The organism is uncultured Roseobacter sp. (assembly GCF_947492555.1).
GTDB lineage: Bacteria > Pseudomonadota > Alphaproteobacteria > Rhodobacterales > Rhodobacteraceae > Roseobacter.
Genome location: NZ_CANLNE010000002.1, coordinates 270,340 through 281,784 on the forward strand (window position 1 = coordinate 270,340; position 11,445 = coordinate 281,784).

The 11,445-nt window shown below is 61.0% G+C and carries 15 protein-coding genes; 11 read left to right on the forward strand and 4 right to left on the reverse strand.

The annotated features are described in order from the left end of the window. Positions 1-12: 12 nt before the first annotated feature. Both Q1A07_RS08330 and Q1A07_RS08335 read right to left on the reverse strand, forming a co-directional pair. Positions 13-1,764 (reverse strand): heparinase II/III family protein, encoded by a 1,752-nt coding sequence (locus tag Q1A07_RS08330; protein ID WP_299779698.1) that lies wholly within the window; start codon positions 1,762-1,764, stop codon positions 13-15. A gap of 118 nt (positions 1,765-1,882) precedes the next feature. Beyond that, a complete protein-coding gene (locus Q1A07_RS08335) occupies positions 1,883-3,154 on the reverse strand; it encodes an RsmB/NOP family class I SAM-dependent RNA methyltransferase (protein ID WP_299779700.1) in 1,272 nt (423 codons plus the stop codon). Positions 3,155-3,237: 83 nt separating this feature from the next. Between Q1A07_RS08335 and Q1A07_RS08340 the strand changes: the two genes are divergently transcribed. Then, positions 3,238-3,432 (forward strand): DUF1674 domain-containing protein, encoded by a 195-nt coding sequence (locus Q1A07_RS08340; protein ID WP_299779702.1) that lies wholly within the window; start codon positions 3,238-3,240, stop codon positions 3,430-3,432. An 89-nt stretch (positions 3,433-3,521) separates the two neighbouring features. Here the strand turns inward: Q1A07_RS08340 and Q1A07_RS08345 are convergent, their stop codons facing one another. Both Q1A07_RS08345 and dapB read right to left on the reverse strand, forming a co-directional pair. Beyond that, positions 3,522-3,878: a dihydrodipicolinate reductase gene (locus tag Q1A07_RS08345; RefSeq protein WP_299779704.1), complete on the reverse strand. Its 357-nt coding sequence runs from the start codon at positions 3,876-3,878 to the stop codon at positions 3,522-3,524. A gap of 83 nt (positions 3,879-3,961) precedes the next feature. Beyond that, positions 3,962-4,780, reverse strand: coding sequence for a 4-hydroxy-tetrahydrodipicolinate reductase (gene dapB / locus Q1A07_RS08350; protein WP_299779706.1), 819 nt, complete (start codon positions 4,778-4,780; stop codon positions 3,962-3,964). 88 nt (positions 4,781-4,868) lie between these two features. Here dapB and rbfA point away from each other — a divergent pair, with 88 nt between their 5' ends. The 10 genes from rbfA (at position 4,869) to Q1A07_RS08400 (ending at position 11,384) form a co-directional block, all read left to right on the forward strand. Beyond that, on the forward strand, positions 4,869-5,291 hold the full coding sequence (gene rbfA / locus Q1A07_RS08355; RefSeq protein ID WP_299779708.1) for a 30S ribosome-binding factor RbfA: 423 nt from the start codon (positions 4,869-4,871) through the stop codon (positions 5,289-5,291). Next, positions 5,288-6,028, forward strand: a complete 741-nt coding sequence (locus Q1A07_RS08360; RefSeq protein ID WP_299779710.1) for a phosphodiester glycosidase family protein — start codon at positions 5,288-5,290, stop codon at positions 6,026-6,028. Before rbfA ends, Q1A07_RS08360 begins: the two co-directional genes overlap by 4 nt. Positions 6,029-6,134: 106 nt before the next feature. Continuing rightward, complete coding sequence (truB, locus tag Q1A07_RS08365; protein WP_299779712.1) at positions 6,135-7,046, forward strand: tRNA pseudouridine(55) synthase TruB; 912 nt, start codon at positions 6,135-6,137, stop codon at positions 7,044-7,046. A gap of 186 nt (positions 7,047-7,232) precedes the next feature. Next, on the forward strand, positions 7,233-7,721 hold the full coding sequence (locus Q1A07_RS08370) for a hypothetical protein (protein ID WP_299779714.1): 489 nt from the start codon (positions 7,233-7,235) through the stop codon (positions 7,719-7,721). Between the two features lie 92 nt (positions 7,722-7,813). Continuing rightward, positions 7,814-8,329: a DUF1643 domain-containing protein gene (locus Q1A07_RS08375; protein ID WP_299779716.1), complete on the forward strand. Its 516-nt coding sequence runs from the start codon at positions 7,814-7,816 to the stop codon at positions 8,327-8,329. Between the two features lie 112 nt (positions 8,330-8,441). Beyond that, complete coding sequence (locus Q1A07_RS08380; protein WP_299779718.1) at positions 8,442-9,113, forward strand: hypothetical protein; 672 nt, start codon at positions 8,442-8,444, stop codon at positions 9,111-9,113. 195 nt (positions 9,114-9,308) lie between these two features. Then, complete coding sequence (gene rpsO / locus Q1A07_RS08385) at positions 9,309-9,578, forward strand: 30S ribosomal protein S15 (RefSeq protein ID WP_195821173.1); 270 nt, start codon at positions 9,309-9,311, stop codon at positions 9,576-9,578. 157 nt (positions 9,579-9,735) lie between these two features. Beyond that, positions 9,736-10,326 carry a LysE family transporter gene (locus tag Q1A07_RS08390; RefSeq protein ID WP_299779727.1) on the forward strand — a complete coding sequence of 197 codons (591 nt, stop codon included), beginning with the start codon at positions 9,736-9,738 and terminating at the stop codon, positions 10,324-10,326. Between the two features lie 77 nt (positions 10,327-10,403). Further along, positions 10,404-10,838, forward strand: a complete 435-nt coding sequence (locus Q1A07_RS08395; protein ID WP_299779729.1) for an ion channel — start codon at positions 10,404-10,406, stop codon at positions 10,836-10,838. 30 nt (positions 10,839-10,868) lie between these two features. Then, positions 10,869-11,384 carry a hypothetical protein gene (locus Q1A07_RS08400; protein ID WP_299779731.1) on the forward strand — a complete coding sequence of 172 codons (516 nt, stop codon included), beginning with the start codon at positions 10,869-10,871 and terminating at the stop codon, positions 11,382-11,384. The last annotated feature ends 61 nt before the right edge of the window (positions 11,385-11,445 follow it).

An 11,445-nucleotide genomic window follows, 5' to 3' on the forward strand; every position in this document is an offset into this window, starting at 1 on the left:
GGGCAGGGTCCTTTAAGGCTCGTCGGTCAGGTCAGGCGCATCCTGGCTGAGATCCCGGATACCAATCGCAGTTTCCTGCGCCTTGGAGAGAGACCAGCGGACACGCGTGGCGTATGACATAGCCTTGCCCGAAAGAACAATCTGATTTGCGCCCCTGGGCTTCAATCTTCCGGTTTCCAGGTAGACCGACGGCTGCAGGGTCAGATTTTGCCCTCCATCGTGACGAAACACCCAGATCTCACCACTTTTCAGCGCCATGGAAACCGCCGCGCCGCCCAGATCCAGCGTCGCGTCCACCTCCGGATGCAGATGAAACCGGATATCGAAGGCGATGCCCTGTAGTTTGGTCGCGTCCAGCGCCAGATCGAACCGTCGCTTTTCCGCGTCATCCAGCGCCAGCAACATGTCCTCACCGGCCATGGCGCGGCCATCAAATGTCATTTCCAGCGTACGTGCATGTGTCAGACCATGCGTGGCGACAAACCCGTTGTGCCCCCCCTGAAACCGCAACCCATCGCTGACATGACCAATCTCGATCGGCACCTTGGTTGGCGCTTCGATCAATTCCTCGCGGCCTGTGGACCTATCCGCATCCCCAAGTCGCGCGCTTGAGTATCCATCCAGCGACAGCGTCGAATGTGACGGTGTGGCCCGACCCGCCCGGCGCCAATCCGGCCCGAAAGACCGGCCAGAGCCGCAATTGACCACCAAAGGTCGTCGCCCGGAGGTCAGTTCCAACGCCAGTGTCGAAGCATGGGCGTTGTAGGACGCGCGCCCTGTCGGCGGCTTGCTGGCATCGACAATCACGCTGGTGCGCCCGGCAGAGAGGCGCGCAAACCCCATTGATAAGCCATCGGGCTGACGCGTCTTGACCTTGGCTTGTGCCAGCGCGTGATCCAGCCAGCCCTCGGGCCCGCGACCTCCACCATGAAACCGCGCAAGCCCGCCATCCGAATGACGCAAGGTGCGCAATGTGGGCGCAATACGCTCGATCGCCTCCAGATGTTCCGGCGGTGCTGCATGACCAGCGTCGGAAAGCGCAGCGGCCGCCCATGACAAAAGTGTGAAGACATCCAAAAGTTCTTCAGGGTTCCGTGTCGGCAGACCGCCCTGCTCGTCAATCTGGCTATGACATTCCTTTGCCAGCGCCCTGACCGCCGGCACGGCCATGCTTTCCATCCCCTCCAGCGACAGCCCCGCATATATCAACCCGGTGAGGGCTTCGAAACGAGGCAAACCGCTTGCCGCGCCGTGCCAGCGCTTGGCCAGGAAATGAGTCTGCTGGTGCAGACTGCGGTAAAAGGCATCGCTGTCCGGTGCATCATTGCCGCGCAGCATGAAGAGCGCATGGTTGATCCAGCGGATAAGCCGTCGCCCGGTCAGATCCGGCGTCCAGCCTGGTCCACGGCCCCGCCCGTAGCGCTCGATCCAGCTCCAGAGCCAGCGCTGCGCCGCCGCGCGGGCTTGCAAATCCCCAACTGCGGCCAGATCGTCCAGCCAGGCAAACCCATGAATTTCCTGCTCGTAATCTGCATTCGGCGCGGGCAGGTCCCAAAGATCGGTGTCCTTATGCTCCAGCAAATGGCCCGCAAACAGGAAGTTTCCCGCCAGCAATTGTCGCCCCTTGGCAAAGCTGCCGATGGTGCGCGGCTCGGGCGAAGAGACGAAGCCGACCGCGCGGGCGCGCATCCTGCCTGCCTTTGCGGCATGCCAGCGGTTTAGAAAATGCACCTTGCGGGCGGCAAAACTTCTGTTTTCGGACATGGGGTTCTCTGCCTGAGGACGCTCTGACGGCGCTTTGACGCATGTTAACCCGAAGGCTGATTTGAGTCACCGCATTATATTTGGTGGATCACATGATGCAAAAACGGCGGGCCGGATGTTATGCAGACTTGCGCAGACAAGCGATGTAAAACCCGTCCATGCCGCCCAGTTCTTCCCAGTAATCCGGACGCAGACGCAGCCCGCCTTCAGCGGTGTGCCAGTCTTTCTCGACACCCGGCAGAGCCAGCGCCGCCACGTCCACGTGCATATCCTGATGGCGCAACAGCGCGTCATCGATCTGCACCTCACCTTCATCAGGCAGCAACGAACAGGTGCAAAATACCATTCTGCCGCCGGGTTTGAGCAGGCTCCACGCATGATCGATCAATGCGCCCTGCAAATCGATCAGGGCCCCGAATTCAGACCCATCCTTGGCGTGGGGCAGATCGGGGTGGCGGCGGATTGTGCCGGTCGCGGAGCAGGGCGCGTCCAGAAGGATCGCATCGTAGGAACCCGCGTGCGCCAGCGCATCTTGCACAATCAAATCCGCGGCCAACCCGGTGCGTTTGAGGTTTTCTGTCACCCGCGACATGCGCCCGGCAGAATCGTCCACCGCCGTCACCCGCGCCCCGGCAGCGGCCAGTTGCATTGTCTTGCCCCCCGGCGCAGCGCAGAGATCAAGGACCATCTCGTCGGGCTGAGGTGCCAATACCTGCACGGGAAGGGCCGCCGCCGCGTCCTGAACCCACCAGTCGCCTGCCTCAAAGCCTGCCATGGCGGACACCTGCCCCGCATCTGCAATCCGCACAGACCCATGGGGCAACACCGTGCCGCCGGTGGCTGCGGCGACTGCCGCCGCATCGCCTTTGGCGGTCAAATCCAGCGGCGCTCCGGCAAAATGCGCCCGTTCCATCGCCACCATCGCTTCCGGCCCCCAAGCCGCCACCAGCGGCCCACGCAACCACTTTGGCAATCGCGGCGCACGCAGCGCATCCCATGCCTCCGGTCCCTCGGCGGCAATTTTACGCAATACCGCGTTGGTCAGACCTTTCAGATGCCCCAACCTTTTGTGACGTGCAACAAGTTCGACCATCGCGTTGACCACACCATGCGCCGCCTGCCCCTGACACAACTCCACCGTGCCAACCCGCAGGGCATTGCGTACGGTGAGCGGCGGATATTTCGACAGATGCTTTTGCAACAGACGGTCTGCCCGCTCCAGCCCGCGCAGGGTATCCTGCGCCAACCGTGCCGCCCGCGCGCGATCTGCCACCGGCAGCGCCTCCAGCGCGCCTGCGCCCAAAAGCTCTGACATCAGACGCCCTTCTCCGAGGATCTGGTCGAGCAGGTAGACCGCACTTTTTCGGGCGGGAACGCCGGTATCGGACATGCACAAGGCTCCATTGAATGCTGGCGGGTTGTCTGCGCCAAAGAGCGGCGTATATCAAGGTGGCAGATCAAAGAGATGTAGCAATGCCAGACGACGCGCACAGACCGCAGGACAAATCAAACCTCCCACCCGCCGCGCAGCGGGCGTTGGCAGAGGCGGAGGAACGGCGTAAAAAAGCCAAGTCGCTCAATTTGCCGACCGAGTTGGGCGGGCGGGACGGGCCGGAACCCGTGCGCTATGGAGACTGGGAAAAAAAGGGCCTCGCGGTCGATTTCTGACCCATCTAGCTGATGCACGCGCCAATTGCCCGGAACGGGCGCATGTCGTACGCGCGCAGCGCGTGCCTTTGGATCAGTAGCGATACAGACTACTTCAAACGAAACTCCGCCGAATCGCCACGCCCCTTGTCGGACGTGAAGCGGATGCGGTTGTCATGCGCCTCAACAGCCTGGCAATTATATCCGAGCGGATCGCCACCCCAAAAGAGATCCCGGCAGAAATACCCTTCCTGCCAGGTCCAGTTCCCGGTCACAGTCCAGGCCGCACCGACGCCGGAGATATCCCCCTGCGGCGATACATCGAGCTTCACAAACGGACGTCGGAGCTCTTTGCCGGAAATAAGCGATAGAAACTCTTGCTGACTGTCGACCTTGGTGAACTCAGCCGCCACGGAGGTCGCGGTCAAGACCGCTACACCTGTCGCAAGGCTCAAAATCAAGCGCATCGCACATCATCTCCTTTAAGCGTCATGAAAGTACTACGCAGCAGCACGCGCCTTGGATGACTCAAAGGACGACCCTCGGCAAGTTATTGCTCAGAGAGACCCAGGACGTCGAGCATATCATAGGCGCCCGGTCGCTTTCCGGCGGTCCAAAGCGCGGCTTTCAAGGCGCCACGGGCAAACACAGACCGGTCAGAGGCGACGTGCCGCAGGATAATCCGCTCGCCATCGGCAGCGAACATCACATCATGCTCTCCGATGATATCGCCGCCACGGATGGCGATGAAACCGATCCGCCCCCTGTCGCGCGCGCCGGTAATGCCGTCGCGTGCGCGGTCGGACACATCATCGAGGTCAACACCACGCCCCTCTGCCGCTGCTTCGCCCAGCATCAGTGCCGTGCCCGAGGGCGCGTCCACTTTCCGGTTGTGATGCGCCTCGATCACCTCGATGTCGTAATCATCGTCGAGGGCGGCCGCGACCCGCTTGGTCAACTGCACCAGGAGGTTGACCCCAAGGCTCATGTTGCCTGCCCGCACAACAACGGTCTGCGTCGCCGGGGCCTCAAGCTGCGCGATCTCCTGCGCTGTCATGCCGGTGGTGCCAATCACATGCGCAACACCCGCCCGTGCTGCCGCCTGCGCAAAGGCGATGGTGGCCGTCGGTGCCGTAAAATCAATGACAACATCCGCGCCCGACAAGGCCGCGTCGATATCATCCGTGACAACAACACCGCTACTTGCCCCGCCCATGGCGACACCCAGATCCCGCCCGATCCAGCCATGCCCCGCCCGCTCAATGGCCGCCGACACCACGGCCCGGTCAGAGGCTTCGATTGTCTCCACCAGCATCCGCCCCATCCGGCCCGACACACCCGTGATCGCAATTCTCATCGGCTTGTCCATTCTGCAATCCCCGCTTGCCTGCCCCGCGCCTTGCTTATCGCGACAGCGCACGCTTGGCAAAGCCCCGGTGACCCCTTAGATGGGGCGCATGGGAAAGAACAAGTTTCACGAGGGCGCAGGTCCGTCGCAACGACAACTCAGGGTAGGCGAGTTGATCCGCCGGGCGCTATCGGATGTGCTGGCGCGCGGCGACGTGCATGACCCTGATCTGAACCGGATGTCGATCACCGTCGGCGAAGTGCGCACGTCGCCCGACCTGCGCATTGCCACGGCCTATGTGCTGCCCCTGGGCGGGCGGGGACAGGACGAGGTCATCAGCCTTCTCGCCCGCAACAAGGGTGAATTGCGCCGGGTCGTGTCCAAGAAGCTATCGCTGAAATTCGCGCCTGACCTGCGGTTTCAGCTTGATGAGACCTTCGACCGGATGGATGAGACACGCGAAATGCTGAACCGTGACGACGTGCGGCGCGACACCGACGCAAGCAGCAGCGAGGAGCCCGATTCGGAATGATCCGCGTACTGCTCTCAACCGCTGCTTTGTGCCTTCTTGCGCATGACGCAGGGGCTGTGGAGTGTGAACCCGTGACATTTCAGGACACGCGCTACACCGTCTGTGAAGTGGATGCCGCCACCGAAGCGCTTGAGCTCTTTCTCTATGACGAAGACGGCGCCCCTTTGGGCCAGTTTTCAGAGGTCGACAGAAAGCTTGCAGCGCAGCAGCAAAAGCTGGTCTTCGCCATGAACGCGGGCATGTATCATGACAACCGCGCGCCGGTCGGGCATTATGTCGAAGATGGGCAGGAGATCATGCGGGTCATCGACACCGCAGGCCCCGGCAACTTCGGCCTGCTGCCCAATGGTGTGTTCTGCCTGCGTGAAGATCGGGCGGATGTCTTCGAAACGCTGGCCTTCCTTCAGGAACAACCCGAGTGCCGCGACGCCACGCAATCCGGGCCGATGCTGGTCATCGACGGCGCACTGCACCCGCGATTTCTGGAAGACGGCACCTCTGAGTTCATTCGCAACGGTGTGGGGACGTCGTCAGATGGCCGAAGGGTCGTCTTTGCCATTTCGGATGAACCGGTGAATTTCCACAGTTTCGGACTGCTGTTTCGCGATCATCTGGACCTGCCCAACGCGCTTTACTTTGATGGCAAGGTGTCGCGGCTTTATGCGCCTGCTCTGGGGCGCAGCGACTTCGGGTTCAATCTCGGGCCCATCGTCGGCGTCGTGACCCCGGCAGAGTAGGGTATCCCGCAGGATCCGGCGATTCTGCGGCAAGACAGCAAAAAGAACGCTGGCGGTTAGGGGCACAGACCGTTATTGCACCGCGCGCAGGAGCACGTGAGGCATCATGGGACGCAGGAAAAACGGCAGAGAGATTTCGGGATGGCTCGTGGTGGATAAACCTGCGGGCCTGACCTCCACGGCGGTGGTCAGCAAGGTCCGCTGGGCGCTGGACGCAAAGAAGGCGGGACATGCGGGCACACTGGACCCCGACGCCACCGGCGTGCTTGCCGTTGCGCTAGGCGAGGCGACCAAGACGGTGCCTTATGTCACCGACGCACTGAAAGCTTATGAATTCACCATGCGGCTTGGCCAGGCAACCAACACCGATGATGCGGAGGGTGAGGTCATCGCGCAAAGCGATCTGCGCCCGGATGATGAGACAATCAAGCAGGCGCTTGGGGCGTTTGTAGGTGATATCGAGCAGGTCCCGCCCCAATTCTCTGCCGTCAAGATCGACGGTGAACGCGCCTACAAACGCGCCCGCGATGGCGAAACGATGGAAATCGCCGCCCGCCCCCTCTATGTCGAAAGCCTGTTGCTGATCGACCGTCCGGACCCGGATCACGTCACCCTTGAGCTGGTCTGCGGCAAGGGCGGATATGTCAGGTCCATTGCGCGCGATCTGGGGGAGGCTCTGGGCTGCTTCGGGCACGTGCGGGAATTGCGCCGCATTTGGTCGGGGCCATTTGATGCCACCGACGGGCTGACCATGGACAAGATCGAAGCGCTTGCAAGGACCTCTGCGCTTGATGAGCATCTGCGCCCCGTTGCGGAGGCCTTTGTCGCCCTGCCCGAGGTCAAGGCCACCCCTGAAGGGGCCGCCCGGTTGCGCAATGGCAATCCCGGCATGGTGCTGGCAAGTGATGTTGACTATGGCGAGGAGGTCTGGGCCTCTTTCGAAGGTCAGGCTCTGGCCATCGGGCGCTATAAATCGGGGGAGTTGCATCCCACCCGCGTGCTGAATATTAAGAACTGATCAGTTCCAAATATTTCAATCTGACGCAAACCTCGCGCCGATGTCAGTGAGATCGGGGGTTTGTTACAAAGAATGTTACGAAAATCCGCGGGAAGGTAAGCCTTGTGTGAGGAGGCTGCACAAGACAAGCCAGCACTGCCATATCGGGGTCAGAAGTCGAACCCGTTCCAACATGGAGACCCTGATATGAAACGCACAGCTCTGACAATCCTGACCGCCGGCGCCTTTGCAACCATCGCTTTTGACACCTTCGGACAGGCGCTCAGCCCGCTTTTTGGCTACGCGAAACTTGCGCCTGTCGGTCTTGCCGGTGCCACACTGAAATCCGTCTTTGGCGCCGCCCCGTCCGGTGCCGCCTATCTGCTGCATACCCTGACCGGTCTGGTCTTCTACGTGGTTGGCTACTTCGCCATTGCCCGCCCGGTCCAGCGTGCCGTCCTGCCGCAGCTGCACTGGGGTATCACCGCCGCTGTCTACGGCGTCGCCCTCTGGGTCTTTGCCCTCTACGGCATGGCGCATCTCGTGGCAGGTATGAAACCCTTTCTCGGCTTCACCGGCATCACCTGGGTCGCGCTCTGGGGCCACATCGTCTACGCCCTGGTTGCCGCCGCAATCCTGGAACTGCGCGGCGAAGTGCTGGAGCTGCCCCGCAAAAGCGTCACCGCAACCGCTTGAACACAAACACACTTTTCGAGAAGGCCGCCTCACCGGGGCGGCCTTTTGCACGTCTGTCTTGCGGCGCTGCCGACCGGGTGGCATGAAGCCACATGCTCACCCGCACCCATCAAAGCGCCGACAGTTGGTCCGAAGCGGTCTATTCTGATTGCGCTGCGTATCGCTACAGCCTGCGCCGGATCTGGCAGCCCGAAGGCAGGCGCGTGAACTTTGTCATGCTCAACCCGTCGAAAGCCGATGAAATCAGAAACGACCCGACGGTGGAGCGCTGCGAACAACGCGCCCGCAGGTTAGGGTTTGGCGGCTTTCAGGTGACCAATATCTTTGCCTGGCGGGACACCGATCCCAAGGCGATGCGCCGCGCCGCCTGTCCCATCGGACCGGAGAACGACGTGGTATTGATTGAAGCTGCGCAACAAGCGGATCAGGTCATCGCCGCCTGGGGTGTGCACGGCGCGCATCTGGCGCGGGGCACGGCAGTCGCCAATCTGCTGACTGATGCGGGATGTGACCTCTTTCACCTGGGCCTGTCCAAGGAAGGACATCCCCGTCATCCTCTTTACCTGCCCTATGCCAGACAGCCGGAACGCTGGGACAGGCCCGGCTGACGTTAACATATTGGTCAGGATTTGACCCTAGAACCCAATGTGGATTGCGGCATCGCCTATGGTGGTTGATCTGTCAGAGTGCCGCGCATGAACGGTAAAAGGTCTTGATCTGATGTTATGGCTGGCCGGATTGATGGGTGTGGCGGGAGTCGGCGCTGCTGCCTTTGTGGGAATCAAGGCCGACGTTGACGAGGAAGAAGAAGACCTGCTGCAGGACGAGAGCGAGCAGACCTCGGACGTCGGAGACCTTCTCAGTCAGATCAAAGAGCATAGCGATGCTGGTGGGCTACTGCAGTCTGACACGCAAGTGGCTTTCAATACGGCTGAAACAGCTTATCCAGCAGGCGACTGGGGCGATGACATTCTCAATGAAGTGATGGCTGAACCGGAAGCTGCGGAAACAGATCCGTCAGCAGAGACTGCTCCCTCCCAAGAAATCATCTACAGCTCCGCGATGCTTGAAGCAGACGAGGTAGAGTTTGACGCCCCTCCAGAGGGAGACGGAGTACTGTTGAGTGACTGGATTGAACAGCGGGACGGTTCTGAGGTCCTTGACTATCAGGCACAAACAGAAAGCTTGATGCTGGTCTGGGATGATACGCACGAGGGCGCGGCAGAACCGGATGTCGGCGTTGCCCCGGACCCGGATGACCCCGAGGTGATGCAGGTTTCCATGAACGGTGAAAATGTCGCCGAGGTCTATGGGGATGCCGAACTGAGCGTTGCTGACCTAACGCTGATCCCCTTGAGTTCCGCGATGGTGATCGGTCTGGAAGCCGTCTGATCAGACATCGAATGGTGCTGGCGACCAGTCTTCCGGCCAAGCCCCAAATTCAACAATTGCCATTTCCAATCAGGGCGCTTATACGCGCGCATCGCCTTGGGGAATCTTTCTCAAGGACGGTATCTCCATCGGCCTGTGCTGGACGACATCCCGGCCTGCGCCTTGACTCAAACACTTATTGTATAGGAGCCCCCGATGTCGATCACTGCTGAAGACAAAGCCCGCGTCATGAAGGAATACGGAACCAAGGAAGGCGACACCGGATCGCCCGAAGTTCAGGTTGCCATCCTCAGCTCGCGCATCGCGACCCTGACCGAGCACTTCAAGACCCACAAGAAAGACAACCATGGCCGTCGTGGTCTGCTGAAGATGGTGGCCACACGCCGCAAGCTTCTCGACTATGTGAAAGGCAAGGATGAGGCCCGCTACCAGGACCTGATCAAACGCCTGGGCCTCCGGAGATAATTAAGGGGACAAATCGCTCAGCGATTTTCTCCGAGTGCGGACAAGTGGGTTTGCGTAGCAAACCTGTGGTCCGGCACCCGGTCGAGTTTTCAAAAAACCGCGCCCCACCCGGCGCGGTTTTTCTTTACCCGCGCCACGGGCTGCATAGAGTGCCCCCATGCTCACTTTCGCCGCCGCCGTCTTCTTCCTGATCATCACCCCCGGCCCCGGCGTGCTTTCCACTGCAGGTGTGGGTGCCGCTTTTGGTGCCGCCGCTGGCAGCCGCTATGTCGTGGGTCTCTTCATCGGCACCAATCTGGTCTCACTGGCCGTGGTCTCAGGCGTCACCGCTGCCATCCTCGCTGACGACCGCCTGCGCCTTGTGCTTTTCTTTGCCTCCGTTGCCTATCTGGCTTATCTCGCCCTGCGCATCGCGCTCGCGGGCAGCAAGGTCGCCTTTATCGAACGCGCAAAACCGCCCGGCATCGGCGGTGGCATCCTGCTGCAGGCCATCAACCCCAAGGCCTATGCGGTCAACACTGCGCTCTTCAGCGGTTTCGGTTTCTGGCCACAGAGCTTTGCCCTTGAAATCGCCCTGAAGTTCCTGATCATAAATGCGATCTGGATTCCGATCCACTTCGCGTGGCTCTGGCTCGGCATTACCCTGCAACGGATGAACCTGCCGCACCGGACACAGCGTGCCATCAACATCGCCATGGCCGCCTCGATGATGGCCGTGGTCCTGCTCGCAGCCCTCTCTCAGGCCTGACTGCAGACCATTGGACAAGCCCCGCGCCGCCGCGTAAACCGTTCCGAATCCTTGTCAAAACCAACCTGGGGCGCACCATGCCTGTCCTTCTCGAGATCACCTTCGGCGGCACAGTGCTTCTGGTCTGTGCCCTGTTGCACATTCTCATCATCGCCCGCCTGATAAAACATCTGCGCAAACATGATCACTTCAGCGAAGAGCAAACCACGCGGCATCAGATTTTCATCGTCTGCGCGTTGTTTCTTGTGCTGCTGGCCTCGCATACCATTCAGATTTACATCAGCGCCTTCTCAATCTGGGTCGTGGGCGCGCTGCCCGGCTATGAAGCGCCGATTTACTATTCGCTCGTGACCTACACCACCGTCGGCTACGGCGATGTGGTGCTCGACCCCGGGTACCGCATCGCCGGGGCAATGATCTCTGCCACAGGTATCCTGACCTTTGGCATCACGACGGCCTTCGTCGTTGGCCTCTTCACGCGCATCCTGGGCGAGGGCGAAAACGACCCGTGATCCATCGCGCGTCTGCGCTAGGTCTTGCCTATGCCCGACTTGCCACGCCTTGCCCTCTCTGTTCGACAGCCTTCCGCCTGGGCAATCATTCATGGCGGCAAGATCATCGAAAACCGCTCGCTCGGATCAATCCGCGCAGGGCGCATGGTGCCTGGTCCCATCTGTATCCACGCCGCGACCGGCATGAAGGAAGACGAATACCGCTACCTGCACTGGCGCTTTGCGCAGCACGGCGCCACCTGTCCACGCCCTGACGATCTTGTGCGCGGCGCGATCATCGGCACCGTGGATGTGGTAGAGATCATCACCGAGAGTGACAGCCCGTGGTTTGGCGGCGACGCAGGGCTGCTGCTGGAGAACCCACACCCTATTGGCCCGATCCCCGCCAGCGGCGCGCTGGGATATTTCGAATGGTCCCCAGGCGGCGAGATTGCCCCACCCAAACCGTGGATGATCCGCTTTGGCCATGCGGAGGGCGCCACCGGTGACCTTTTCCCCGATGCGCCATCCGTCTACAAAACGCCACCCAAAAAGCCATGGGGTTAGGCTCGAACGCTGCGTAAACCGTCCCTTTCCAATGGCTGCGATCTCGTGTACGTACGCGCAA

Excerpts from the sequence above, each read along its gene's own strand:
- Q1A07_RS08340 (WP_299779702.1), top strand. The coding sequence starts at position 3,238 with ATGCCAGACGACGCGCACAGACCGCAGGACAAATCAAACCTCCCACCC.
- Q1A07_RS08370 (WP_299779714.1), top strand. The coding sequence starts at position 7,233 with ATGAAACGCACAGCTCTGACAATCCTGACCGCCGGCGCCTTTGCAACC.
- Q1A07_RS08335 (WP_299779700.1), bottom strand. The coding sequence starts at position 3,154 with ATGTCCGATACCGGCGTTCCCGCCCGAAAAAGTGCGGTCTACCTGCTC.
- Q1A07_RS08360 (WP_299779710.1), top strand. The coding sequence starts at position 5,288 with ATGATCCGCGTACTGCTCTCAACCGCTGCTTTGTGCCTTCTTGCGCAT.
- Q1A07_RS08395 (WP_299779729.1), top strand. The coding sequence starts at position 10,404 with ATGCCTGTCCTTCTCGAGATCACCTTCGGCGGCACAGTGCTTCTGGTC.
- Q1A07_RS08345 (WP_299779704.1), bottom strand. The coding sequence starts at position 3,878 with ATGCGCTTGATTTTGAGCCTTGCGACAGGTGTAGCGGTCTTGACCGCG.
- rbfA (WP_299779708.1), top strand. The coding sequence starts at position 4,869 with ATGGGAAAGAACAAGTTTCACGAGGGCGCAGGTCCGTCGCAACGACAA.
- dapB (WP_299779706.1), bottom strand. The coding sequence starts at position 4,780 with ATGGACAAGCCGATGAGAATTGCGATCACGGGTGTGTCGGGCCGGATG.
- rpsO (WP_195821173.1), top strand. The coding sequence starts at position 9,309 with ATGTCGATCACTGCTGAAGACAAAGCCCGCGTCATGAAGGAATACGGA.
- Q1A07_RS08390 (WP_299779727.1), top strand. The coding sequence starts at position 9,736 with ATGCTCACTTTCGCCGCCGCCGTCTTCTTCCTGATCATCACCCCCGGC.
- Q1A07_RS08400 (WP_299779731.1), top strand. The coding sequence starts at position 10,869 with ATGCCCGACTTGCCACGCCTTGCCCTCTCTGTTCGACAGCCTTCCGCC.
- Q1A07_RS08375 (WP_299779716.1), top strand. The coding sequence starts at position 7,814 with ATGCTCACCCGCACCCATCAAAGCGCCGACAGTTGGTCCGAAGCGGTC.
- Q1A07_RS08330 (WP_299779698.1), bottom strand. The coding sequence starts at position 1,764 with ATGTCCGAAAACAGAAGTTTTGCCGCCCGCAAGGTGCATTTTCTAAAC.
- Q1A07_RS08380 (WP_299779718.1), top strand. The coding sequence starts at position 8,442 with ATGTTATGGCTGGCCGGATTGATGGGTGTGGCGGGAGTCGGCGCTGCT.
- truB (WP_299779712.1), top strand. The coding sequence starts at position 6,135 with ATGGGACGCAGGAAAAACGGCAGAGAGATTTCGGGATGGCTCGTGGTG.